This window comes from Amycolatopsis sp. NBC_01488 (assembly GCF_036227105.1).
Taxonomy (GTDB): Bacteria; Actinomycetota; Actinomycetes; order Mycobacteriales; family Pseudonocardiaceae; genus Amycolatopsis.
This window is the reverse complement of the sequence record NZ_CP109434.1, coordinates 8,921,937-8,943,812: the sequence shown is the minus strand read 5'-3', so window position 1 is coordinate 8,943,812 and position 21,876 is coordinate 8,921,937. Positions and strand designations below refer to the sequence as shown.

At 73.5% G+C, this 21,876-nt stretch carries 25 protein-coding genes; 9 read left to right on the top strand and 16 right to left on the bottom strand.

Annotated elements, in window-relative coordinates; all coding sequences use genetic code 11:
- Nucleotides 1-110: 110 nt before the first annotated feature.
- Both OG738_RS42010 and OG738_RS42005 read right to left on the bottom strand, forming a co-directional pair.
- Complete coding sequence (locus tag OG738_RS42010) at nt 111-1,703, bottom strand: protein kinase domain-containing protein (protein ID WP_442875846.1); 1,593 nt, start codon at nt 1,701-1,703, stop codon at nt 111-113.
- Between the two features lie 166 nt (nt 1,704-1,869).
- A complete protein-coding gene (locus OG738_RS42005) occupies nt 1,870-2,532 on the bottom strand; it encodes a TVP38/TMEM64 family protein (protein ID WP_329049468.1) in 663 nt (220 codons plus the stop codon).
- A gap of 114 nt (nt 2,533-2,646) precedes the next feature.
- On the opposite strand from OG738_RS42005, the gene OG738_RS42000 reads away from it, so the two are divergent.
- The 4 genes from OG738_RS42000 (at nt 2,647) to OG738_RS41985 (ending at nt 5,792) form a co-directional block, all read left to right on the top strand.
- Nucleotides 2,647-3,666, top strand: a complete 1,020-nt coding sequence (locus tag OG738_RS42000; protein WP_329049467.1) for a DNA polymerase domain-containing protein — start codon at nt 2,647-2,649, stop codon at nt 3,664-3,666.
- Between the two features lie 248 nt (nt 3,667-3,914).
- Nucleotides 3,915-4,307 (top strand): DUF6221 family protein, encoded by a 393-nt coding sequence (locus OG738_RS41995; RefSeq protein ID WP_329049466.1) that lies wholly within the window; start codon nt 3,915-3,917, stop codon nt 4,305-4,307.
- Between the two features lie 48 nt (nt 4,308-4,355).
- Nucleotides 4,356-5,339 (top strand): LLM class flavin-dependent oxidoreductase, encoded by a 984-nt coding sequence (locus tag OG738_RS41990; RefSeq protein WP_329049464.1) that lies wholly within the window; start codon nt 4,356-4,358, stop codon nt 5,337-5,339.
- A gap of 234 nt (nt 5,340-5,573) precedes the next feature.
- Complete coding sequence (locus OG738_RS41985; RefSeq protein ID WP_329049462.1) at nt 5,574-5,792, top strand: hypothetical protein; 219 nt, start codon at nt 5,574-5,576, stop codon at nt 5,790-5,792.
- A gap of 51 nt (nt 5,793-5,843) precedes the next feature.
- On the opposite strand, the gene OG738_RS41980 is transcribed toward OG738_RS41985, so the two are convergent.
- The gene (locus OG738_RS41980; RefSeq protein ID WP_329049460.1) at nt 5,844-7,397 is read right to left on the bottom strand and encodes a PucR family transcriptional regulator; all 1,554 of its coding nucleotides are present in this window, start codon (nt 7,395-7,397) and stop codon (nt 5,844-5,846) included.
- Nucleotides 7,398-7,520: 123 nt separating this feature from the next.
- On the opposite strand from OG738_RS41980, the gene pruA reads away from it, so the two are divergent.
- The gene (gene pruA, locus OG738_RS41975; RefSeq protein WP_329049458.1) at nt 7,521-9,149 is read left to right on the top strand and encodes an L-glutamate gamma-semialdehyde dehydrogenase; all 1,629 of its coding nucleotides are present in this window, start codon (nt 7,521-7,523) and stop codon (nt 9,147-9,149) included.
- A gap of 11 nt (nt 9,150-9,160) precedes the next feature.
- On the top strand, nt 9,161-10,090 hold the full coding sequence (locus tag OG738_RS41970) for a proline dehydrogenase family protein (protein WP_329049456.1): 930 nt from the start codon (nt 9,161-9,163) through the stop codon (nt 10,088-10,090).
- Nucleotides 10,091-10,146: 56 nt separating this feature from the next.
- Here the strand turns inward: OG738_RS41970 and OG738_RS41965 are convergent, their stop codons facing one another.
- A complete protein-coding gene (locus OG738_RS41965) occupies nt 10,147-10,518 on the bottom strand; it encodes a thioredoxin family protein (RefSeq protein WP_329049454.1) in 372 nt (123 codons plus the stop codon).
- An 83-nt stretch (nt 10,519-10,601) separates the two neighbouring features.
- On the opposite strand from OG738_RS41965, the gene OG738_RS41960 reads away from it, so the two are divergent.
- A complete protein-coding gene (locus OG738_RS41960) occupies nt 10,602-10,844 on the top strand; it encodes a DUF2630 family protein (RefSeq protein ID WP_329049452.1) in 243 nt (80 codons plus the stop codon).
- A gap of 128 nt (nt 10,845-10,972) precedes the next feature.
- On the opposite strand, the gene OG738_RS41955 is transcribed toward OG738_RS41960, so the two are convergent.
- The 10 genes from OG738_RS41955 to OG738_RS41910 all read right to left on the bottom strand — a co-directional run bounded on the left by OG738_RS41955 (nt 10,973) and on the right by OG738_RS41910 (nt 17,949).
- On the bottom strand, nt 10,973-12,517 hold the full coding sequence (locus tag OG738_RS41955; RefSeq protein ID WP_442875845.1) for an alpha/beta hydrolase: 1,545 nt from the start codon (nt 12,515-12,517) through the stop codon (nt 10,973-10,975).
- A gap of 69 nt (nt 12,518-12,586) precedes the next feature.
- Nucleotides 12,587-13,666 (bottom strand): ATP-dependent DNA ligase, encoded by a 1,080-nt coding sequence (locus OG738_RS41950; RefSeq protein ID WP_329049449.1) that lies wholly within the window; start codon nt 13,664-13,666, stop codon nt 12,587-12,589.
- Between the two features lie 26 nt (nt 13,667-13,692).
- Nucleotides 13,693-14,292 carry an alkaline shock response membrane anchor protein AmaP gene (locus tag OG738_RS41945; protein ID WP_329049448.1) on the bottom strand — a complete coding sequence of 200 codons (600 nt, stop codon included), beginning with the start codon at nt 14,290-14,292 and terminating at the stop codon, nt 13,693-13,695.
- Nucleotides 14,293-14,365: 73 nt separating this feature from the next.
- Nucleotides 14,366-14,902: a DUF6286 domain-containing protein gene (locus OG738_RS41940; RefSeq protein ID WP_329049446.1), complete on the bottom strand. Its 537-nt coding sequence runs from the start codon at nt 14,900-14,902 to the stop codon at nt 14,366-14,368.
- Between the two features lie 2 nt (nt 14,903-14,904).
- The gene (locus tag OG738_RS41935; RefSeq protein ID WP_329049445.1) at nt 14,905-15,255 is read right to left on the bottom strand and encodes a hypothetical protein; all 351 of its coding nucleotides are present in this window, start codon (nt 15,253-15,255) and stop codon (nt 14,905-14,907) included.
- Nucleotides 15,252-15,428: a hypothetical protein gene (locus OG738_RS41930; protein ID WP_086674141.1), complete on the bottom strand. Its 177-nt coding sequence runs from the start codon at nt 15,426-15,428 to the stop codon at nt 15,252-15,254. The genes OG738_RS41935 and OG738_RS41930 overlap by 4 nt, the downstream gene beginning before the upstream one ends.
- A gap of 291 nt (nt 15,429-15,719) precedes the next feature.
- A complete protein-coding gene (locus OG738_RS41925; RefSeq protein ID WP_329049443.1) occupies nt 15,720-16,157 on the bottom strand; it encodes an Asp23/Gls24 family envelope stress response protein in 438 nt (145 codons plus the stop codon).
- Nucleotides 16,158-16,247: 90 nt separating this feature from the next.
- Nucleotides 16,248-16,661: an Asp23/Gls24 family envelope stress response protein gene (locus OG738_RS41920; RefSeq protein WP_329049442.1), complete on the bottom strand. Its 414-nt coding sequence runs from the start codon at nt 16,659-16,661 to the stop codon at nt 16,248-16,250.
- Nucleotides 16,661-17,215 carry a sigma-70 family RNA polymerase sigma factor gene (locus tag OG738_RS41915; protein ID WP_329049440.1) on the bottom strand — a complete coding sequence of 185 codons (555 nt, stop codon included), beginning with the start codon at nt 17,213-17,215 and terminating at the stop codon, nt 16,661-16,663. The genes OG738_RS41920 and OG738_RS41915 overlap by 1 nt, the downstream gene beginning before the upstream one ends.
- Nucleotides 17,212-17,949 (bottom strand): pyrimidine reductase family protein, encoded by a 738-nt coding sequence (locus OG738_RS41910; RefSeq protein ID WP_329049438.1) that lies wholly within the window; start codon nt 17,947-17,949, stop codon nt 17,212-17,214. The genes OG738_RS41915 and OG738_RS41910 overlap by 4 nt, the downstream gene beginning before the upstream one ends.
- Nucleotides 17,950-18,038: 89 nt before the next feature.
- Between OG738_RS41910 and zapE the strand changes: the two genes are divergently transcribed.
- A complete protein-coding gene (zapE, locus tag OG738_RS41905) occupies nt 18,039-19,058 on the top strand; it encodes a cell division protein ZapE (protein WP_329049436.1) in 1,020 nt (339 codons plus the stop codon).
- On the opposite strand, the gene OG738_RS41900 is transcribed toward zapE, so the two are convergent.
- Nucleotides 19,012-19,563: a phosphatase PAP2 family protein gene (locus tag OG738_RS41900; RefSeq protein ID WP_442875971.1), complete on the bottom strand. Its 552-nt coding sequence runs from the start codon at nt 19,561-19,563 to the stop codon at nt 19,012-19,014. The genes zapE and OG738_RS41900 overlap by 47 nt on opposite strands.
- Before the next feature lie 80 nt (nt 19,564-19,643).
- Between OG738_RS41900 and OG738_RS41895 the strand changes: the two genes are divergently transcribed.
- The gene (locus OG738_RS41895; protein ID WP_329049434.1) at nt 19,644-20,522 is read left to right on the top strand and encodes an FAD-dependent oxidoreductase; all 879 of its coding nucleotides are present in this window, start codon (nt 19,644-19,646) and stop codon (nt 20,520-20,522) included.
- On the opposite strand, the gene OG738_RS41890 is transcribed toward OG738_RS41895, so the two are convergent.
- Nucleotides 20,509-21,807: a glycoside hydrolase 5 family protein gene (locus OG738_RS41890; RefSeq protein WP_329049432.1), complete on the bottom strand. Its 1,299-nt coding sequence runs from the start codon at nt 21,805-21,807 to the stop codon at nt 20,509-20,511. The two genes, OG738_RS41895 and OG738_RS41890, sit on opposite strands and share 14 nt — an antisense overlap.
- Between the last annotated feature and the right edge of the window lie 69 nt (nt 21,808-21,876).

Genomic DNA, 21,876 nt, shown 5'->3' with positions numbered 1-21,876 from the left:
CGCCTGCGGTATCGCAGGTATCCGCGTCTGCGTGATGCCGAAAACGCTGTCAGATCTGCCTTCTGACGACCGAAGCGCAGGCGGCGGTTGCCGCTTGCTTGGCCCCTCGGCTAGTCGGTTTGGAGGCGAGTGTCTCCGGCCAGCATCAGGTTCCCGCCGCCGGCGTCGAGGACACGAACCTTGTTCTGTGCGGACCCTCCACCCTTGAGCGAGAGGGTGACCTGGATTTCGACCGAGCCGTCAGGTTCGTTCGCTCGTTTGTAGGCACTGGCGCCGCCGTAGCTGGACAGAGGGTGTTCGGCCCAGTACGCGGCGAAGTCGTCTTGACTCCCGTAGAGGGCCTGCGCGTCAGGTGTGAGGAATGCCCACGCCGCCGCTGGGTTGCCGACACTCTTGTAGAAGTCGATGACCTTGTTACCTGCCGGGCCCCACTCGACCTTGCCGTTCGAAGCCACATTGGCCGTCGAGGAAGCCGCGGTGGACGGCGACTTCGGGGTCGAGTAGACCGTGGTCGGCGGCTTGGGCGACGACTGACCGGCCTGGGTGCCGCCGCTGCCCCCGGAGTTCGCCACGAGGAAAACGATCACCGCGATCACGACGACCGCGGCGCCCGCGCCGGCGAAGATCGCGTACTTGCGCTTGTTGTCCGGCTTCGAGGTGTTCGACGAGTACTGCGGGGCCCTGGCCGTCGGCGCGGCCGCGGGCATCGGTCTGGGCGGGGTGTTCGGCGGCGCGGCCGGGGACCGCATCGGCATGAACGCCGCGGTCGGGCGCGGCGGGTTCGACGGCGCCTTGCCCGCCGGCACCGGCGTGCCGACCGGCGGCGACGGCGGCGCGGGCTGGGCGGTCCGCTGCCACGGCGGCCGGTCGCCGCTCTCGGCGGGAGCGGCGGGCTTGCGTCCGCCGCCGCCCGAGAGCAGCGGCGGCGACGCCGTCATGCCGCCCGGCTCGGTGCGGGCCAGCGCGGCCAGCCGCTCGCGGGCCTCGGCCATGCTGGGCCGCTCGCCCGGCTCGCTGCGCAGCAGGCTCATCAGCAGCGCGGTGGCCGCGCCCGCCTGCACCGGCGGGTTGATCTGGCCGTTCGCCGCCGCGTAGAGCAGCGCGAGCTGGTTGGTGGTGTTGCCGTACGGTGTGGTGCCCTCGATCGCCTGGTAGAGGGTCGCGCCGAGGGCGAAGACGTCGGAACTGGGCACCGGGTCGGCGCCGCGGGCCAGCTCGGGCGCCAGGTAGGCGGGGGTGCCGCCGATCAGGCCGGTGGCCGTCAGCGTCATGTCGCCGGCCGCGCGCGAGATGCCGAAGTCGGTGATCTTCGCGGTGCCGGTCTCGTCGATGAGGATGTTGCCCGGCTTGACGTCGCGGTGGACGATCCCGGCGCGGTGCGCGGCCACCAGCGCGGACGCGACCTGCTCGCCGATCCGGGCGATCCGGCCGAGCGGGAGCGTGCCCTCCTCGGCGAGGATCGTGGAGAGGCTGGGCCCGTTGAGGTACTCCATCACCAGGCAGGGGTCGCCGTTGTGCTCGGCGATGTCGAACACGACGATCGCGTTCGGGTGCTGGAACCGGGCCGCGTTCTTCGCCTCGCGCATGGCGCGCTGGCGCATGTTGTCGCGTTCGGTCTCGGAGACGCCCGGCTGGGGCAGGATCTGCTTGATCGCGACGTCGCGCTCGAGGCGCACGTCGGTCGCGCGCCACACGACTCCCATGGCACCGCTACCAATGTGCTCGACGAGGCGGTAGTGCCCCGCGATCAGCTGACCGGTGTCGATGGCGACTGCTCCTGACGAAATTCCCGGTGATGGTGGCCCTGCTCAGCGCGTTTCCGGTTCGCGCACCCGATCGAGTGTAGCGGTCGGCCCGGTGCTGTCCGCGTCAGCCAGCCGGTCCGGCGGGCTCCGGTTCGGCCGGTGCCCGTTTCTTGAACACCTTGACCAGCCCGATCGCCCCGGCCAGCGCGAACACCCCGTAGCAGGCGAGCAGCGCGGGCGGCGTGTCGCCGGTCAGGGCGTCGCCGAGGACCACCACGGCGACGGTGCCGGGCACGCTGCCGAGCAGGGTACCCGCCAGGTACGGGGCCGGCCGCACCGACGACACGCCGCAGAGGTAGCTGAACGGCGCGAACGGCACCACCGGGATCAGCCGCAGCGAGGTGATCGCGAGGACGCCGCCGTCGGAGAGCCGGTCGTTGACGGTCTTCACGGCCGATCGGTGCAGGTGCCGGGTGACCAGGTCGCGCCCGAGCAGCCGGGCCAGGCCGAAGGAGAGGCCGGCCGCGACGGTGGTGGCGACCAGGCCGATGGCGATCCCGGCCGCGGTGCCGACCAGCAGCCCGGCGGCCAGGTTGAACACGGTGCGCGGGATCGGCGCGACGGTGAGCAGCGAGTACGCGACGAACAGCACGAGCGGCGTCGCGGGCCCGGTGGCGGCGGCCCAGGCGCGCAGGTCGGCCGGACCGGGGATCGGCAGCAGCACCGCGGCCGCCGCGAACAGGGCGACGACGGCGAGCGCGACGATCAGCTTGGTGCGGCCGGACACCCGCTCGAGCCTACCGGCCGCGGTGCTCGCTTCCGGGCCCCGGCCCGGCCCCCTCGCCGCCCCCGGGCATGTTGGCGGGGGCTCGGGCGCGCGAACACCGCTAGCGTGGCGTGCATGCCCAAGCACGGTGACCCGGTCGAGTACGAGGTGGGCGGGCGCAGCGTCCGCGTCTCGAGCCCGGACAAGGTGTACTTCCCCCAGCGCGGCATCACCAAGCGGCAGGTCGTCGAGCACTACATCACCGTCGGCGGGCCGCTGCTGCGCGCGATCGGCGAGCGGCCGACCACGCTGAAGCGCTACGTCGACGGCGTCGAGGGCGAGTGGTTCTACGCCAAGCGCCTGCCCAAGGGCGCGCCGGACTGGGTGGAGACCGCCGAGATCACCTTCCCGTCGGGCCGCAAGGCGGCCGAGGTGTGCCCGACCGAGCCGGCCGTCTTCGCCTGGGCGGCGAACCTGGGGACGTTCGACTTCCACCCGTGGCCGGTGCGCCGTCCGGACGTCGACCACCCGGACGAGCTGCGCATCGACGTCGACCCGCCGGACCGGGCCGGGTTCGCCGACGCCGTCGAGGTCGCGTTGGTGGTCCGCGAGGTGCTGGCGGACGCGGGCCTGACGGGCTACCCGAAGACCTCCGGCGGCCGCGGCGTGCACGTGCTGGTCCGGATCCGGCCGGAGTGGGACTTCGTCGAGGTCCGGCACGCGGTGATCGCGCTCGGCCGCGAGGTCGGGCGCCGCATCCCGGACAAGGCGACGATCGCGTGGTGGAAGGAGGAGCGCGGCGGCCGCGTGTTCCTGGACTACAACCAGGCGGCCCGCGACCGGACGGTGGCGTCGAGCTGGTCGGTCCGCGGCACCCCGCGCGCCACGGTGTCGACGCCCCTGACGTGGGATCTCCTGCCCGAGGTCGACGCGGACGACTTCGACGTGCTGACGATCCCGGCGTTCCTGGCTTCCCACGGCGACCTGCACGCCGGGATGGACGCGGAGGCGTTCGGCCTGGAGAAGGCGCTGGAGTGGTACGAGCGCGACCTGCGCGACCACGGGCTGGGGGACATGCCGTACCCGCCGGACTACCCGAAGATGCCCGGGGAGCCCAAGCGGGTCCAGCCGAGCAAGGCGCGCCCGGAGGAGTGACTGTGCGCGGTTCTACAGGGGCGCCGTGGGCCACTTCCGCGCCGGAAAAGCCGGCAAAGGCTTAATCGAAACCTCACGCCCCGAAAACGCGGAGTGATCAGCCCACTGCCCGCTGTCGCCTTTCGGGTCACAAATGGCGTACGGCCGCCGGTGTGGTCTCGACCACCGGCCCCGACGGCGTAACGTGCGGTCCCGGAACGACGACTCCCCGGAGACATGTCCAGGGGCGAGTTCGAGGGAGGCCCTCGGTGGACGACCTGATCGCTTTCCTCGCCGCGCGCGTGGGCGCGCGGCAGGCGATGATCATGCAGGCCGTCAACAAGGCGAAGGCCGGCGACGCGATGAACCGCGGCGAGACGAAGGTCGCCGTGGAGCAGCGGATCCGTGGGCTGACCGACCTCGACCTCGACGCGGTCAACCAGATGATCAACGAGATCGAGGCGACCCGGCGGATCCTGCTCGCGCACCGCACCACGGTGTCGGAGAAGGTGCCCGGCTTTCCGCTGTACGGCAGCGAATACTGGTGTGAGACCTGCCACGTGCCCGCCGACGAGGCCGGCTCCAACTGGTGCCTCACGCTGCGCCTGCTGGCCCTGCCCTACGCCGACCACCCGGACTACAGCGAGCGCTGGCGCCCCTGACGGGAATCCCGTCCCGCGCCGGGCGTTGCACCCGGGGTGAGGATCTCCGTGCTCGACCGCTCTCCGGTGCGGCGTGCCGGCGGGACGGCGCGGGCGCTGCGGGACACCGTCGCGTTCGCCGCCGACGCCGAACGGCTGGGCTACCACCGGTTCTGGGTGTCCGAGCACCACGGCGTGCCCGGCGTCGCCGGGTCCGCGCCGACCGTGCTGGCCGCGGCCGTCGCCGCGTCGACGAGCGAGATCCGCGTCGGCACCGGCGGCGTCATGCTGCCGAACCACCGGCCGCTGGTCGTCGCGGAGCAGTTCGGCGTGCTGGAAGCGCTTCACCCGGGCCGCATCGACATGGGCCTGGGCCGGTCGGTCGGCTTCACCGCCGGCGTCCGCGAGGCGCTGGGCCACGGCAAGGAAGCCGCCGACGACTTCGGCGCGCAGGTCCGGGAGCTGCTCGGGTTCTTCGCGGGCGCACCCGCGTATCGGGGCGTCCACGCCTATCCCGCCGAGGGGCTGCGCGTCCCGCCGTTCCTGCTGGCCACCGGGTCCGGCGCCGACCTCGCCGCGGAGCTCGGGCTGCCGCTGGTGATCGCGCCCGTCCGCGGCGAACGTGCGCTGGCCGAAGCCGTGACGCGCTACCGCGACGGGTTCCGGCCGTCCGATTGGGCGCGGGAGCCGTACGTCGTGGTGTCGTCGGCGATCGCCGTCGCGGACTCGGCGGCGGACGCGCGCCGCCTGCTCGTCTCGGAGGCCTGGGCGACGGTGTATTCGCGCTCCCACGGCGTCTTCCCGCCGCTGTCGTCGCCTGCGGAGGTCCTGGCCCTGCCGATGACCGACCGCGAGCGCAGGCGCCTCGACGCCACCCTGGACGGCCAGATCTGGGGCACGCCGGCCGAAGTCGAGGACCGCCTGGGAACGCTCGTCGCGGCCGCGGGCGCCGACGAAGTCCTCGCCACGACCGCCGTCTACGACCCCTCCGCGCGGCACGATTCTTTCGCCGCTCTCGCCGAACTCGCACGCCTTCGCGTCCCCATTTCGTGACCGCCTGGCGAATTGTTCGCCCATCGCGTCGGTGATTTCATTTCATGGTGTCGGTGCATCAGGTCAGTGGTTCATTTCGGCGTCCGGGAGGTATGCTTTTCCGGTGACTGCCGGGTCGGCCTCGAGCCGTGCGCAGACGGGGTACCCGGCTGTGCCGTGACCTCCGGGCGGCCCCGTGGCCCGCCGCCTCCCGCGTTCCGTCATCGGAACGTGCGCGGGAAGGAGGTGAATCGCATGTCCCAGTGGCAGGAGTTCGTCGCGGCCCACGCCGAGGGCGGGGTGCTCGACGGCGTCGTGGCGCGGGTGCTGCCGTTCGGCGCGTTCGTCGAGGTCGCTCCCGGCGTCCACGGCCTGTGGGTGACCGGCGCCGCGCCCGAGCAGGGCAGCCGGGTGACGGTCCGCATCGAGCGCATCGACGTGGAGCGCCGCCGGTTCAGCCTGGTCGAGGCGTAGCCCGACGCGGTCCGGGGCCGGGCGCCCGGCCCCGGACCGCGTTCAGCAGGGTCAGAGCCGCAGCTGCAGCTGAGTGAGGATCCGCTGGGCCGGGTCGTCGAAGTCCACTCCGGACACTTCCGCCGCACGCCGGACGCGGTAGCGGACCGTGTTGGGGTGGATGTTCAGCACCCGGGCCGCCGCGCGGACGTCGCCGAACGCGTCCAGCCAGGCCAGCACGGCCGGGACGAGGATCCCGCCGTGCTCGGCGTCGTGCTCCGCCAGCGACGTCAGCCGCGGGTCGCGGATGCGCGGCTCCGCACCCAGGAAACCCAGGATCTCCGACAGCAGCACCTCGGCGCGGACGTCGGCCAGCGACGCGACGTCGGCGGCCCAGTGGCCGCGGGCCATCGCCGCCAGGACGCGGTCCGCGTCGCCGCGCGACGCCGCCGCGGCCGACAACCGCGGCACGACCCCGCCGAGCGCCGCCCGGACCGGGACGTCCAGGTGCCGCCGGGCCGTGCCGGTGATCTCGCGAGCCAGCGCCAGCACCGCCGCGTCCGCATGCTCGGGCAGGTCCGGCAGCAGCGCGTAGACGCGCCCGCCGATCACGCTCACCAGCGCGCTGCGCCGGTAGGCCGCCGTGTGCACGGCGATCAGGTGCACCAGCTCGGCGCGCCGCAGCTGCCGGTTGTCCGAGCGCTCCAGGGAAAACGCAAGCACCTGCGCCGGGCGGCCCGGGTCGGCGCCGATGTCGTCGGCGACGGATTCCGCATCGAGCCGCCCTTCGAGCAGGCTGGCCAGGAGGTCTTCCCGCAGCCGCAGTTCCGGGCTGGGCAGCGTGCGGGCGCGGATCAGCTGCGGCGCCAGGGCGCGGCTCGCGCCGAGCAGGGCCGTCTCGGCGCGTTCGGTGAGCGGCTGGGCGCCCTCCTGGACCCAGATCGTGCCGAGCGGCTGCTTGCCCGCGTGGATGCCCGCCGCGATGCGCCGCCGGATGCCCAGCTCGGGCCGCTCGTCGATCCGGACGATCCCTTCGCCGGCGCGAAGCCGCTGGTAGACGCCCCATTCGCGCAGCATCGCGAGGTAGCGTTCCGGGCCTTCGCGGCCGAGGATCGACAGCCGCCGCAGCTCGTCGACCTCGTCGCCCGCCCGCGAGTACGCGAGCACGCGGCTGGCCGTGTCCTCGATGCTGACCAGGCCGCCGGTGAGCGTCGCGATGGTCTGGGCCAGGGCGAACAGGTCGCCGAGCACCTCGCCGCCGGCCGCTTCGCCACCGGCGCGTGCGGCCTCGACGACCCCGCGCGCCAGTGACTCGACCTGCTCCCAGCGCGCCTCCGCGCCGACGGTCAGCAGCGCGACGCCCGCGTCGGCGGCGACGTCGGCGCCCGTCGCGCCCTTGACCGCCACCGCGGCCGCCCCGCCGCGCCCGGCCGCCCGGATCGCGGGCGCCGCCGCCCGGCCGCGCGCGCCGATGACCAGCACCAAGTCGCCGGGGGACGCCTCCAAGGGGTCTTCGGGGTCGAGGATCACGACGTCGGTGACCGGGACACCCAGCCCGTCCGGGGCCACGACGACCTCGACCAGCGGCTCGCCGAGCGTCGCCAGGACGTGGCGCAGCGAGGTCACGGCGGAGTTATCCGATCGGCCAAGATCACACGAGCGATTTTAGCCGTTCGGCCAAGCCGCCACGACGTGTCCGGGGTTACCGTTCGGGGCATCAGAGACGTACAGCGCTGCAGAGGAGCCGCCGTGGACGCCGTGACCCAGACCCCCGCCCCGAAGAACGAGCCGGTGCTGACGTACGCGCCGGGCAGCGCTGAGCGCGCGGAACTCGAGGGTGCGCTCAAGCGGCTGGGCCAGGCGGAACCGATCGACCTGACGGTCACCGTCGGCGGCGAGCAGCGCCTCGGCGCCGGCGAGAAGATCGAAGTCGTCCAGCCGCACAACCACCGGCACGTCATCGGCACCATCCACAGCGCGACCCAGCAGGACGCGGCCGACGCCGTCGCCGCGGCCGCGAAGGCCGCGCCGGAGTGGCGCGCGCTGTCCTACGACGACCGCGCCGCCATCCTGCTGCGCGCCGCCGACCTGCTCACCGGCAAGTGGCGTGCCACCCTCAACGCCGCGACCATGCTCGGCCAGTCCAAGACCGCGACCCAGGCCGAGATCGACGCCGCCTGCGAACTCGCCGATTTCTGGCGCTTCAACGTCGAGTTCGGCCGCCGCGTGCTGGCCGAGCAGCCGATCAGCTCGCCCGGCGTGTGGAACCGGATGGAGCACCGCCCGCTCGAAGGCTTCGTCTACGCGATCACGCCGTTCAACTTCACCGCGATCGCCGGCAACCTGCCGACCGCGCCCGCGCTGATGGGCAACACGGTGCTGTGGAAGCCGTCGCCGACGCAGTCGTTCGCGGCGCACCTGACCATGCGGCTGCTCGAAGAGGCCGGGATGCCGCCGGGCGTCATCAACCTGCTGCCGGGTGACGGCAAGGCGGTCTCCGAGGTCGCCCTGACCCACCGCGACCTGGCCGGCATCCACTTCACCGGCTCGACCGCGACGTTCCAGCACCTGTGGGCCACGGTCGGTGCGAACATCGCGAGCTACCGCGGCTACCCGCGGCTGGTCGGCGAGACCGGCGGCAAGGACTTCGTGCTCGCACACGCCTCCGCCGACGTCGACGTCCTGCGCACCGCCCTGGTCCGCGGCGCCTTCGAGTACCAGGGCCAGAAGTGCTCCGCCGCTTCGCGCGCGTACATCCCGCGCAGCGTCTGGAACCAGCTGAAGGACGGGCTCGTCGCCGAGACCGAGGCGCTGTCCTACGGCGATGTCACCGATCTGTCGCACTTCGGCGGCGCGGTGATCGACCGGCGCGCGTTCACCAAGCACACCGAACTGTTCGCCCGCGTGGCCGGGGATGCCTCGGTGGAGGTCCTCACCGGCGGCACGGCCGACGACACCGACGGGTACTTCGTGCAGCCGACGATCCTCGTGTCGGACAACCCGAAGCACGAGATCTTCTCGACCGAGTACTTCGGCCCGATCCTGTCGATCCACGTCTACGAGGACGGCGACTTCGACGCCGTGCTGAAGCTGGTCGACGAGACCGCCGCGTACGCGCTGACCGGCGCGATCATCGCCAACGACCGCACGGCCGTGGCGAAGGCGTCCGAGGCGCTGCGGTTCGCGGCGGGCAACTTCTACGTCAACGACAAGCCGACCGGTGCCGTCGTCGGCCAGCAGCCGTTCGGCGGTGCGCGGGCCTCGGGCACCAACGACAAGGCGGGCTCGATCTTCAACCTGCAGCGCTGGACCAGCCCGCGCTCGGTGAAGGAGACCTTCGTGGCGCCGACCAGCGTGCGCTACCCGCACCAGGGCTGAGGAGGTCCGTCATGCTGCGTGCCCCGTTGCTCGCCGCCGCCCGCTCCCGGCGGATTCGCGCGCTCGTGGAGGCCGTGCCCGCCACGCGGTCCGTGGTGCGCCGGTTCGTGGCCGGGTCCGAGACCGCCGACGCCGTCCGCGTGGCCGGGGAACTGGCCGCGGACGGCCGGCGGATCACCCTCGACCACCTGGGTGAGGACACGACCGACGCGGCCCAGGCGGCGGCGACCGTCGCGGCCTACGAAGCCGTGCTGTCGGCGCTGGCCGCGGAAGGCCTCGCCGCCGGGGCGGACGTTTCGGTGAAGCTGTCGGCGGTCGGGCAGTTCCTGCCGTCGGACGGCGAGGACGTCGCGCTCGAGAACGCGCGGAAGATCTGCGCGGCGGCCGAGGCGGTCGGGGCCACCGTGACGCTCGACATGGAGGACCACACCACCACGGACTCGACGCTCGGCATCCTGCGGGAGCTGCGCGGCGAGTACCCGTGGGTGGGCGCGGTGCTGCAGGCCTACCTGCGCCGCACCGAGCAGGACTGCCGGGAGCTGTCCGGGCCCGGGTCGCGGGTGCGGCTGTGCAAGGGCGCGTACGCCGAGCCGGAGTCGGTGGCGTTCGCCGGAAAGTCCGAAGTGGACAAGTCCTACGTCCGCTGCCTGCGCGTCCTGATGGCGGGTTCGGGGTATCCGATGGTCGCCTCGCACGACCCGCGGATGATCGAGATCGCCGCCGCGCTGGCGGAGGAGAACGCCCGCGAGGACGACGACCACGAGTTCCAGATGCTCTACGGCATCCGCCCGGAGGAGCAGGCGCGGATCGCGGCTTCGGGCTCGCGGATGCGCGTCTACGTGCCCTACGGCGACGAGTGGTACGGCTACTTCATGCGCCGGCTGGCCGAGCGCCCGGCGAACCTCGGGTTCTTCCTGCGCGGGCTCGCGACGCGCTCCTGAAGACACGCGAAGGCCGCCCCGGGGATCCCGGGGCGGCCTTCGTCGTGTGGTGGTGGTCAGGCCTGTTCGGCCTCGGCTTCGGCGGCCTTGCGCTTGACCTCGTCCATGTCGACGTCGCGTGCCTGCTTGATGAGCTCTTCGAGGGCCGGCTCGGGCAGCGCGCCCGGCTGGGCGTAGATCAGCGTCTTGTCGCGGATGATGGCCAGCGTCGGGATCGAGCGGACGTCGAAGGCAGCGGCGAGCTGCTGCTGCGCTTCGGTGTCGACGCTCGCGAACACGAGGTCGTCGTGCTTCTCGGACGCCTTCTCGTAGACCGGCGCGAACTGGCGGCACGGTCCGCACCAGCTCGCCCAGAAGTCGATCAGGACGAACTCGTTGTCGTTTACCGTCTGGTCGAAGTTCTCGGCAGTCAGCTCAACGGTGCTCATGCCCTGGTCAACGACGCGCGTGCGGCGGGAATTCCCGGGGCCGGGGTAGCGTCTCCACCGAGCAACCGTACGAGGAGGAACTCATGGCCGACGGCGAAATCCTGGGCCGGATCGACGAGCTGATCGCGGAGGAGCACGAGCTCCGGTCGCGGTCGGTCGGCGTGGGGCTGAACGGCGGCGACAAGGACCGCCTCACCGCGGTCGAGCAGCAGCTCGACCAGTGCTGGGACCTGCTCCGGCAGCGGCGCGCGAAAACGGAGTTCCACGAGAACCCGGACGACGCCGCGGCCCGTCCGGTCTCCGAGGTGGAGTCCTACCGCCAGTAACCCGTAACTGACGTGATTGAGCACGTAACTCGCGTGATTGGGGCCGGATCTGGCGAATTACGGCTTCAATCACGCGAGTTACGTCCCTGATCACGCGAGATCCGGCTCGGATCACGTGAGTTACGGATTCAGGCGGGGCAGAGGGTGCCGTCCGCGGGGATCTTTCCGTCGATCAGGAAGGCGCGGGCCGCGTCGGTGACGCAGGGGGACGCGCCGACCGCGCCGTGGCCCGCGCCCTGCCACGTGATCGTCACCGCCGAAGGCATCTGGTCGGCCGCGCGGGTGCTGCCCAGCTGGGGTGTCACCGGGTCGGCCGCGGTGGCCGCGACCAGGATGGGCGGGGCGCCCGGCGCGCCCGCCGGCGGCAGCGGCTCGGTCCGCACCGGCCACGGCCCGCACCACGCCAGCTGCTGCGCGACGACCGAGCCGAACTGCGGGTACTTCGCCCGCATGCCGGCCGCGACCTGGTCGAGCTGGTCGGCCGAGAGGCGCGTCTGGCTGTCGTTGCAGCGCGTCGCGATCGTGGCGTCGAGCCGCGACGGCTGCGCGCGCGTGTCGTGCAGCACCGGCGTCGCGAACGCCGCCAGCGCCCCGATGTTCCCCGACCGCGCCGCCGTGATCGCGTCCGCCAGCTCCGCCCACCGCGAGCGCTGCGTCAGGCCCGAGTAGACGGCGAACATCGCGACGCCCGGCCCGAACGCGACGCCGTCGTCGGTCGTCGGCGCCGCGCGCCGCAGCTGGTCGGCGAGGCCGGCCAGCGCCGTCTTCGGGTCGCCGAGGGCGCACTTGCGTGCGGCGCAGTCCGCGGCGAAGGCGTCCAACGTGGACTGGGCGCCGGCGGCGACCGCGTCGAGCACCGCGGCGGTGTCCGGGCCCGGGTCGGGGACGCCGTCGAGCACCATCCGGCCGACCTGCCCGGGGAAGCGCACGGCGTACTCGGAGAGGACCTTCGAGCCGTCGCCGCGGCCGATCGCGTCGAGCCGGTCCATGCCCAGCTGCTTGCGCAGTTCCTCGAGGTCGCCGGCCCCGCGCCAGCTGTCCAGCGCGGTCTGGGAGTCGTCCAGCTCGATCGCGCACTGCTGCCCGGCCTTGCGCGCGGCGTCCAGCACGTCCTGCAGGTCGCCCTGCGCCGGGTCGGCGTCGATCAGGTCGTGCCGGATGTCGGCCGGCACGCACTGGACGGCGCCCGACATCCCGGTGCCGCGCCGGTCGAGGCCGATCAGGGAGAACTTCTGGAGGAACGCCGGCGGCAGCGTCGCGGCCAGCCGGGCGGCGTACACCGTGCCCGGGTCGCCGTCGACGTCGTTGACCACGACCAGCGGCACCGGCCCGGAGCCGACCTTCAGCGCGAGCAGCCGCACCACCGAGCGCCGGGACTCGCCGGGCGCGTCGAGCGGCGCGGTGACCCGGGCGCAGGTGAAGTGCAGGCTGTCCGGGACGGCGGGGGCGCCGATCCGCTGCCGGGTGTCGTCGTCGCAGTCGGCCCACCGCAGCGACGGCGACTGCGGTTCGGCCAGCGGCGGCAGCGGCACCGCGGGCGTGCCCGTGGGCGACGCGGGCGTCGTCTTCCCGTCGTTCTCGACCAGGGCCGGGCGGACCGACGGCCCGGCGGCGCAGCCCGCGGCGGAGGCCAGGGCGAGCAGCGCGACCAGGAGACGGGAACGGCGGCGCACGGGCGAGGTCCTCACGTAGATCAAGGGCACGGTACTGCCGAGCTTCGCACGGCCGGTGTGGGACAGGGGTTAGCGGGTCCGCACGACCTGGCCGCGGAACACGGCGTCGAGGTCGTAGCGGGCCGGCTCGTCCAGCTGGCCGTAGTCGCACGACGCGGGTTCGCGGTCCGGGCGCCACCGCACGAACCGCGCGTTGTGCCGGAAGCGCGACGGCATGCCGCCTTCGGTGTTCTCGTAGGCGACCTCGACGACGCGCTCGGGCCGCAACGGCACCCATTCGTGCTCGGTGGCGCGCCAGCGCGTGATGCCGCCGGGGATCCGCTGGGCCTCGCCGGTGGCCCGGCCGCCCCACGGGTGGTCTTCGCCGTCGGTCACCAGCGGAGCCAGCTCCTCGGCCAGCTCGCGACGGCGCTCCTTCGGGAACGATCCGACGGTCCCGACGTGGTGCAGCACGCCCTTGTCGTCGTGCAAGCCGAGCAGGAACGAGCCGACGAGCTCGCCGGGCCCGCCGTCGACGTGCCAGCGCAGCCCGGCCAGGACGCAGTCCGCGGTGCGCAGGTGCTTGTACTTGACCATCACCCGCTTGCCGGGCGTGTACGGCTCGTCGAGGGGCTTGCCGATGACGCCGTCGAGGCCCGCGCCTTCGAACAGCTCGAACCAGTGCCGCGCGGTCGCCGGGTCGGTGGTGGCGGGCGTGAGCGCGAACCGGTCGCCGGCCAGCTCGGCGAGCCGTTCGCGACGGGCCGACGTCGGCTCGTCGAGCAGGGCCTCGTCGTCGAGGGCGAGCAGGTCGAAGGCGACGAACTCGGCGGGCTGCTCGGCGGCCAGCAGCGTGATGCGGCTTTCGGCGGGGTGGATCCGCTCGGTGAGCGCGTCGAAGTCCAGCCGGCCGCCGCGCGCGACGACGAGCTCGCCGTCCAGCACGACCCGCGGCGGCAGCGTCTCCAGCAGCCGCGCGACGGCTTCCGGGAAGTACCGGTTGAGCGGCTTTTCCGCGCGGGACTGCAGGTACAGCTCGTCGCCGTCCTTGAAGACGATGCAGCGGAAGCCGTCCCACTTGGGCTCGAACAGCAGGCCTCCGGAGTCCGGGATGGCCTTCGCGGGCTTGGCGAGCATCGGCTTCAGCGGCGGCTGCAGCGGTAGGGGCATGCCCGCATTCTGCGGAACGACGCCGCTCAGCGCACGCGTTTCGCCGCGCTCGTGTCGAGTTCCAGGCGGACGGCGGTGGGTAGGACGTCGAGCCCGAGCGACTCCCGCGCCCTGGTCAGGACGCGCGCGTCCAGCTCCGCCCAGACGCTCTTGAGGTCCGTGCCTTCGTGCAGCCACAGCGTGATGCGCAACGCCGGAGACGTCCGCGACCCGACCGCGCGCACCCGGGCGCGGCTGACGCCGTCGAGCTGTTCCGCGTCGGCCTGGACCGCACCGGAGATCGCGGCGGCCGTGACGACCAGCTCCGCGCCTTCGGTGCGGTCGAGGTCGACGTCGGGACGCGGCTCCGGGCGCAGCGACCGCAGGGTCCAGCGCAGGCCGAGCACGAACAGCAGGACGCCGAGCACGATCGCGGCGATCCGGGCGGGCGTGGCGTGCGCGCCGAGCCAGTCCAGCGCGAGGGGGTCGAGCAGCGGACGGCGGCCGCGGAACTCGCCGAGCACGCCGAACCCGACCACGAGGGCGAGCGCCCCGCCCGCCAGTGCCAGCAGCCCGACCAGGAACACCCAGGTGCGTTCGCCCGCGTAGGACCGGGAAAGCGCCTTCGCGGAGACAGACTTGCTCATGCGCGCACCTCGCTGACGCTCTGTGCCTGCTGAGCACAAAGCGCTGTGCTGGATGATGCACTCGCAAGCTCGCTCATCGGCGGTCCTGGGGGGAGTCGACGACGACCGACACCTTCGGCCGCCGCACCAGCGGGACGTCGTCGAGCAGCGCGGACACCGTTTCCAGCAGGCGCGGCCGCAGCTCGCCTTCGGTTTCGAGGGTGCTCTTCGCGCGGACGCGGACGCGGCGGGCGCTCGCGGTGACCGTCGCGCCCGCGACGTTGTCCTGCGCGCGCACGGTGAGCCCGACCAGCCGGGCCAGCGACCGCGGCGACGTCGAGACGCTGACCTCGTCGGCCGGGTCGGCGAGCCGGATCGCGCGGCTCCCGGCGGCCAGCGCGCACAGCAGCAGGACCAGGCCCGCGGCGGCGAGCACGCCGGCGCCGACGCGCACGGCATAGGCGTCCCAGCCCAGGGACGCGAGTTCGGCCTGCCAGCGCGGCCACGGCACCAGCAGCGGTCCCGAAGCCGGGCGCCACCAGTGCCAGCCGACTTCGAGCGCGAGCAGGCCCCCGGCGGCGGCGAAGGCCAGGCCGAGCAGGGTGGACAGCAGGCGGACGAGCGGGCGCACGGCTACCGCACCCGCGGCGGCACGGCGGGCAGGAGCGCGGAGACCGTCACGGCCAGGGTGCGCACGTGGTAGCCGGTGAGCAGCTCGACCTCCTCGGTGACCTTCTCCCGCACCACGCCGACGACGGCCCGCACCGGCGCCGGGTACCCCACGGCGAGGTCGAGCGCGAGGTCGACGTCGTTGTCGAGGCCGCCGACCTTCGCCTTGGCGCCCTTCGTGCCGTCGGGCGCGGTGCCAGGCACCCGGTCGGCGGCGTGCTGGGCGACCTTGCGCACCACGGCGTGCCCGACGGTCAGCGTGCCGCGCTCGGCCGGTTCGGCGAGGTCGCGCGGCACGTCCAGGACGCGGCTCACTTGTCGCGGCCCTTGCCGAAGAGCTCGCCGAGGTCGAGCTCGCCGTCGAGGACCCGGCCGGCGACCAGGCCGATGATGCCGACGGCCAGGGTCACCAGGAACGCGGTGAACCCCTGGGACGCGGCCAGGCCGAGGATCAGCCCGGCGAGGAGCCCGGTCTGCGTTGCGTTCACATGTCCTCCTTGGACGGTCCTGGGTAGGAGAAGGTGCGGTCACCGCACCCGGGGCGGCCGACGGCGGAAGCGGGCCGGCATGGCGGCGATTCCGCGGCGCCGGGCGACGAAGCCGACCGGAGCGTCGTGGCGCGGATTGTCCACTTCGGACTCTCGGGCGGTCCGGGCGGAGCGGGCCGCGGCGCCGGGCTGCCCGGCGCGGAACGGCGCCGATCCGGCCCGGCCACCGGTGCGCGCGGACGAACGCGCGGAAGGCCGCCCGGCCCTCCGCGCCGTCCGCGCGCCGCCCGGTCATTCCACTCGCGTCGATTCGGGTTCTTCCTCGCCGGGCAGGTGGATGTCGTTGACGGCGATGTTGACCTCGATCACCTCGAGGCCGGTGATCTGCTCGACCGCGGAGATCACGTTGCGCCGCACCGCGCGGGCGACGTCGGCGATGCGCGCGCCGTACTCCACGACGACGTCGAGGTCGATCGCCGTCTGCTTCTCGCCGACCTCCACCGCGACACCGGCGGTGGTGACCGTGCCGGAGCCGGGGATGCGTTCGCGCAGAGCGCCGAGCGCGCGGGACACCCCGCCGCCGCCCAGGGCGTGCACCCCGGCGACCTCGCGGGTGGCCAGCCCGGCCACCTTCTGCACGACCACCGACGAGATCGTGGTGCGGCCGGCGGCGCCCTCCTCGTTGAGCGGGGTGACCGTGCCGGGGCTTTGGGTCCGTTCCGGGTGCATGCGTGCGGGCTCCTCTCGCGGCTTTCTCTCGCCCGTACGATGCCCGTGAGCGTGCGAACCTCACGCAAGGTCCCCCGATCGGGGGAACGGCTAGCCGGGGTGGACGTCCACGACGTGCACGTTCACCGTCGTGGCCACGCCGAGCCGGCGGGACAGCTCCGCGGTGATCGCCTGCCGCAGCGCCTCGGCGGCCGCGTCGGCGGTGAGGCCGAACCGGACCGACACCAGCACTTGCACGGCGTCGTCCTCGACCGCAACGGCCGACACCCGCACCCCCTCGGGCGCGCGCTCGGCGGCGATCGCCGAGGCCAGCCGGGCGACGACGGTTCCGGTGACGCGCAGGCTGCCCGTCTCGCCGGGCACCTCCACGGCCGTCCGGCGCCCGCGCGCGACGGCCCGCAGCACGCGCTCGACCAGGCCGGGCGGGGTCGGCACCCGCCGCCGGGCCGCCGCGCGCACGGCGTCCCAGCGCGGGTCCCGCTCGGGGTCCTGTGGCTCGGCCATCACCGCTCCCTCAACTCGGCGAGCAGCGCCACCCTGGCCCGGTGCAGCCGCGAGCGCAAGGCACCGACGTTCACGTCGAGCACCTCGGCGACCTCTTCGTAGCTCAGGCCCTCCAGTTCGCGCAGCACCAGCGGCACGCGCTGCGACACCTCCAGCCGCCCGATCGCGCGCAGCACCGCGTCGACCTCCTCGGCCCGCACGACGCGGCCTTCCGGGCCCGGGACCGCGGCGGCGAGCAGCGCTGTGTCCACAGTGGACCGGTCGGTGGGCTCGTCGAGGGACACCGTCGGACGACGCCGGCGCAGCAGTGCGAGCGCGCTGTTGGTGACGACGCGGTAGAGCCACGTCGACACCGCGGACTCGTGCCGGAAGCCGGGGAGGGCGCGCCACGCGGCGAGCCACGAGTCCTGCACGACGTCTTCGGCCTCGGCCGCGGTGCCGGTGATCCGCAGCGCGACGCGGTACATCCGCGGGGTGTGGCGCCGCACGAGCGCGCCGAACGCGGCGTCGTCGCCGGCCGCGGCCCTGGCGAGGAGGTCGGCGTCGTCGCTCACCCGGCGTCCCGGCGGTAGCGCAGGAACGTGAAGCCGTCCTCGAGGAGGATCGACGCGAGCGCGAGCCGCCGCGGCACGGCGACCGGCCCCGCGGCGATCCGCGCCGCCGGACCCGCGACGAGCAGCGGCGCGACGGTCAGGCACAGCTGGTCGACGAGATCGTCCTCGACGAGCCGGCCGAACAGCCGCGGCCCGCCCTCGCACGCGATCCGGCGCAATCCGCGTTCGGCGAGCAGATCGAGCGTCCGCCGGAGGTCGACGTCGTCGTCGCCCGCGCGCAGGATCTCCGCTCCGGCGGCTTCGAGGGCGCGGGTCGGCGCGGCCGCCGTGGTGACCACGATCGGGGGTACGACGGTTTCGGTGAACAGCCGCGAGCCGGGGTCGAGGTCCGCGGTGCGCGTCACGACGGCGATCGGCGGGACGCCGTCGAACCCGAGGCGGCGACGGCGGTCCATCCGCTTCGGACCGGCGACGACCCCGCGGTAGTCCTCGGCGCGGGCGGTCCCGGCGCCGACCAGGATCACGTCCGCGAGATCGCGCCCCAGCAGGAAAACGCGCCGGTCGGCGGCGTGCGAGAGGCCCGCGGACGTCGTGTCGACCTCGACGGCGCCGTCGGCGGAGGCGACGAAGTTCACCTGCACCCACGGGCGATCGAGGTCCGCCGGGTAGCCGTAGACCCCCTCGAGGTCCACCCCGGTCAGCTCGCCCGTCGTAGAGGGCCACACGCTCCGCACGCGACAATCCCAGCACGGGCGTGAAGTGCGTCTCGACCGGGGGACATCGCCGCCGGGCGGGGCCCGTGGCGCGGTTAGGCTCTGCGACCATGCCCGCGCACCTCGCCGACCGCTGTCCCGAGCTGTCCGCCGACGAGCTGATCGGCGCGCTGGTGCCGCCGCCGCGCTTCGACGCCGTCCGGTTCGACACGTACCTTCCGAACCCGGACGAGCCCAGCCAGGCCGCCGCGGTCGAGGCCTGCTCGGCGTTCGCCGCCAAGGTCGGGGCGCGCAAGGAGAAGAAGCGCTTCAAGCTCTTCGGCGGCTCGTCCGAGCCCGCCGGGCCGATGGGGCTCTACCTCGACGGCGGCTTCGGCGTCGGCAAGACCCACCTGCTCGCCTCGACGTGGCACGCGGCGCCCTCGCCCAAGGCGTACGGCACGTTCGTCGAACTGACCCACCTCGTCGGCGCGCTGGGTTTCGCCGAGGCCGTGCGGCGGCTTTCGGAGCACCGGATCCTGGCCATCGACGAGTTCGAGCTGGACGACCCGGGCGACACCACGCTCGTCACGCGGCTGCTGCAGGAACTGATGGACGTCGGCGTGCACATCGCGGCGACGTCGAACACGCTGCCGGAGAAGCTCGGCGAAGGCCGGTTCGCCGCCGAGGACTTCCTGCGCGAGATCCAGACCCTGTCGGCCCGCTTCGGCGTCGTCCGCGTCGACGGCCTGGACTACCGCCACCGCGGCCTGCCGGACGCGCCGCCGCCGGTCACGCCGGAGGTGCTCGAAGAGTCCGTCACGGCGCACGACGGGTCCACTGTGGACGATTTCGACGCGCTGTGCGAGCACCTGGCTTCGCTGCACCCCTCCCGCTACGGGCGGTTGCTCGACGGCGTCACCCGCGTGCACCTGCGGGACGTCCACCCGGCACCGGACCAGAACGTCGCGCTGCGGCTGGTGGCGTTCGCGGACCGGCTCTACGACCGGGCGATCCCGGTCGTCGTCTCCGGCGAGCCGCTGCCGTCGCTGTTCACCGAGGAGATGGTGAACGGCGGCTACCGCAAGAAGTACCTGCGCGCGGTCAGCCGGTTGACGGCGCTGGCGCGGGACGCGGCACCGACCACGTGAGCAGCACGACGGCGACCGCGAAGAGCGTGCCGCCTGCCACGTCGGTGAGGTAGTGGTAGCCCATGCCGACCAGCCCGGCCGTGGCGGCGAGCAGCGCCAGCGCGCTCAGCACGACGACGAACGCCCTGCGGGTGACCAGGACGAGCACGGTCAGCACCGAGACCAGGCTCACGGTGTGGCCGCTCGGGTAGACCAGCGTGTCGTTCTTCCACCGGTCGTACAGCGGCTTGACCAGGAAGCTGTTCAGCAGGATCGCCAGCAGCGGCGCCGCGAGCGCGAGCCCGGCCTCGAGCCTCCGCCCCGCGCGCAGGCACAGGACGACGGCGACGACGGCCAGCACGATCACGACGTACGGCTCGGTCGGGAGCACCAGGACGCGCACGACGCCGGGGCTCAGGTGCGCCACGGCCGCGTCGGCGGCGCGGTCGACGGCGCCGGGGGCCGTCCCGCCGGCGAACGGCAGCCCCAGCAGTACCGCGAGCAGCCCGCAGACCGCGGCCGGCACCCACATCGTCCTCACCCGCGCGAGGGTAGCCGCGACCTCCGGGGATCGCTGTCTGCCACGATGCGGGAGAGGAGGAACGGATGCGCATCACGGTGGCGGGAGCCGGGATCATCGGCCTGAGCTGCGCGTACCGGCTGGCCGGTGCGGGACACGACGTGACGGTCGTCGCGGCCGCCGGCCCGGGGGAGTCGACGTCGGCGGTGGCGGGCGGCGTGCTGTACCCGCCGGTGCGGCGCCCGGACAAGCGGATCGCGCGCTGGACCGCCGAGACCCTGGCCGTGCTGCGCGCGCAGGACGCGCCCGGAGTGCGGTTCCGGCGCGGCCGCGTCCTGCTGGCTTCCGGGGAGCCGGAGCCGCAGTGGCTGCCGGCGATGCTCGACCCGGTCCGCGAGGGCGACCAGCTGCGGTTCACGACGGCACTGGTCGACGCGCCGGTGTACCTGGACTGGCTGCTGGCGCAGGTGGTTTCGCTCGGCGTGCGCGTCGAGTACCGATCGCTGACGTCGCTCGCGGACCTCGGCCCGGTGGTCAACGCGGCGGGCCTCGGCGCGGGCCGCCTGGCCGGCGACGGCTCGATGGTCCCGATCGGCGGCCAGGTCGTCCACCTGACCGACCCGGGCCTGCCGGAGTTCGTGGTCGACGAGACGGGCCCGGGCGTCACGTACGTCATCCCGCACGGTGGCCACGTCGTCTGCGGCGGCACGGAGGAGCCGGGCCGCGGCGACGTCGAACCGAACCCGGGCGTGACGGCGGACATCGTGCGCCGCTGCCGCGACCTGGTCCCGGCCCTGGCGGGCGCGGAGGTCCTGCGGTCGGCGGTGGGCCTGCGCCCGTTCCGCCCGGTGGTGCGGCTCGAGCGGGCGGGCGACGTCGTGCACTGCTACGGCCACGGCGGTTCGGGGATGACGCTCGCGTGGGGCTGCGCGGCCGACGTCGTCGAGCTGTTCAGGGCTGGATGAGCTCCGTGATTCCCCGCTGCTTCAGGTAGCCCGCGTCCCCGGCTCGGCTCTGCAGCACGAACGCGACGCGCTTTCCCTCGTCCGCCAAGGAGAAGAACCGGTCGTTGCCGCGCGTCGGATCCGCGTCCGGGATGACGATCGCCGATGTGCGGGGCTCCGGTTTCGGTGGTGTGCGGTCGAATTCGCGGACGAGGTCCTGGAAAGCCCGTCCGGCGGGCTTCAGCTTGCGGTCGTTCGTGTACAGCCCCAGGTCGTACTCGAGCGGGTTGAGGTTCGGGACCAGCGACGGGTTCACGTCGTGGGAGCACCACCACGTGAAGCCGAGCGTGTTCGCCGACGAAGCCGCGTTGCGGATCGAGCGGGACAGCCACTCCGCGTACTGCGGGCGGGTCGCGTCGCTGAAGTGGATCGACGGTGCCGCGCCGTCCTCCTGGATCCAGGCGCGCCGGGCCGGATCGGTCGCGTACGCCTGGGCCACCTGGATCAGGCGTTCCGCGTTGTGCGTCGCGAACGCGCCGAGCGGGTCGGTCTTGAGCGTGCCGAAGAACGACGTCCACGGGTGGATCGCCACCACGTTCCCCGCGTTCGCCAGGCCGGCGCGGGTGAAGTAGCGGCCGTTGTCCCACGGCGCCCGGTCGCAGCCGACCGTGTGCGCCTTGCCCGGCGCGACGCTTTCCGCCGTCTCGCACAGGGTGCGGGCCCACGCGTCGGCCTGCTCGGGGGTGACATCGAGGCCCGCGTAGGAGTCCCAGTAGTAGTACGGCTCGTTCGACAGGTCGAAGCCGAGGAACCGCGGGTGCCGCCCGATCCGCTCGGCGAGCGCGCGCAGGAGCGCGTGCTGCGCGTCGAGGGCCGCCGGGTCGGTGAACCAGTTGACCGGCTTCGGCGTCGTCTGCAGCCAGTTCGGCGTCCAGTAGCGGGCCGAGATGTGCCCGTTGAACACCGTTACCTCGACGTCCAGCCCGGCGGCGCCGGCGAGGTCGAGGAAGCGGTGCAGCCGGTCGAGCTTCTCGCCGCTGACGAGGTGCGGCTCGGGCTGGAACGCCGACCACAGCAGCATCATCCGGAGGTGGTCGGCGCCGAGCGCGGCGATGTCGTCGAGGTCGCGGCGCAGGTCGGCTTCGCGCCAGTCTTCCCACAGGTGGAACCAGCGCGTCGGCGGCGTGTAGTTGACGCCCAGCCGGAACGCGCGCCGCCGCGGCGCGGCGGCCGCGGGGAGCGCGCTCGTCGCCAGTGCCGTCGCGACCGCTCCGGTGAGCACCGATCGCCGCCTGAGATCCGCCACGCCGCCTCCCTCGCCGTCACCAGTTCACGAAGATCTAGCACGGCGGGGAAGTCGTTCTCCAGCGTTGAC

What these genes read in the sequence shown, in the direction of transcription:
- OG738_RS41970 (WP_329049456.1), top strand. Translation starts at nt 9,161, where the DNA reads ATGCTGCGTGCCCCGTTGCTCGCCGCCGCCCGCTCCCGGCGGATTCGC.
- OG738_RS41925 (WP_329049443.1), bottom strand. Translation starts at nt 16,157, where the DNA reads ATGCACCCGGAACGGACCCAAAGCCCCGGCACGGTCACCCCGCTCAAC.
- OG738_RS41950 (WP_329049449.1), bottom strand. Translation starts at nt 13,666, where the DNA reads ATGCCCCTACCGCTGCAGCCGCCGCTGAAGCCGATGCTCGCCAAGCCC.
- zapE (WP_329049436.1), top strand. Translation starts at nt 18,039, where the DNA reads ATGCCCGCGCACCTCGCCGACCGCTGTCCCGAGCTGTCCGCCGACGAG.
- OG738_RS42010 (WP_442875846.1), bottom strand. Translation starts at nt 1,703, where the DNA reads ATGGGAGTCGTGTGGCGCGCGACCGACGTGCGCCTCGAGCGCGACGTC.
- OG738_RS41920 (WP_329049442.1), bottom strand. Translation starts at nt 16,661, where the DNA reads ATGGCCGAGCCACAGGACCCCGAGCGGGACCCGCGCTGGGACGCCGTG.
- OG738_RS41985 (WP_329049462.1), top strand. Translation starts at nt 5,574, where the DNA reads ATGTCCCAGTGGCAGGAGTTCGTCGCGGCCCACGCCGAGGGCGGGGTG.
- OG738_RS41945 (WP_329049448.1), bottom strand. Translation starts at nt 14,292, where the DNA reads ATGAGCAAGTCTGTCTCCGCGAAGGCGCTTTCCCGGTCCTACGCGGGC.
- OG738_RS42000 (WP_329049467.1), top strand. Translation starts at nt 2,647, where the DNA reads ATGCCCAAGCACGGTGACCCGGTCGAGTACGAGGTGGGCGGGCGCAGC.
- OG738_RS41895 (WP_329049434.1), top strand. Translation starts at nt 19,644, where the DNA reads ATGCGCATCACGGTGGCGGGAGCCGGGATCATCGGCCTGAGCTGCGCG.
- OG738_RS41965 (WP_329049454.1), bottom strand. Translation starts at nt 10,518, where the DNA reads ATGAGCACCGTTGAGCTGACTGCCGAGAACTTCGACCAGACGGTAAAC.
- OG738_RS41960 (WP_329049452.1), top strand. Translation starts at nt 10,602, where the DNA reads ATGGCCGACGGCGAAATCCTGGGCCGGATCGACGAGCTGATCGCGGAG.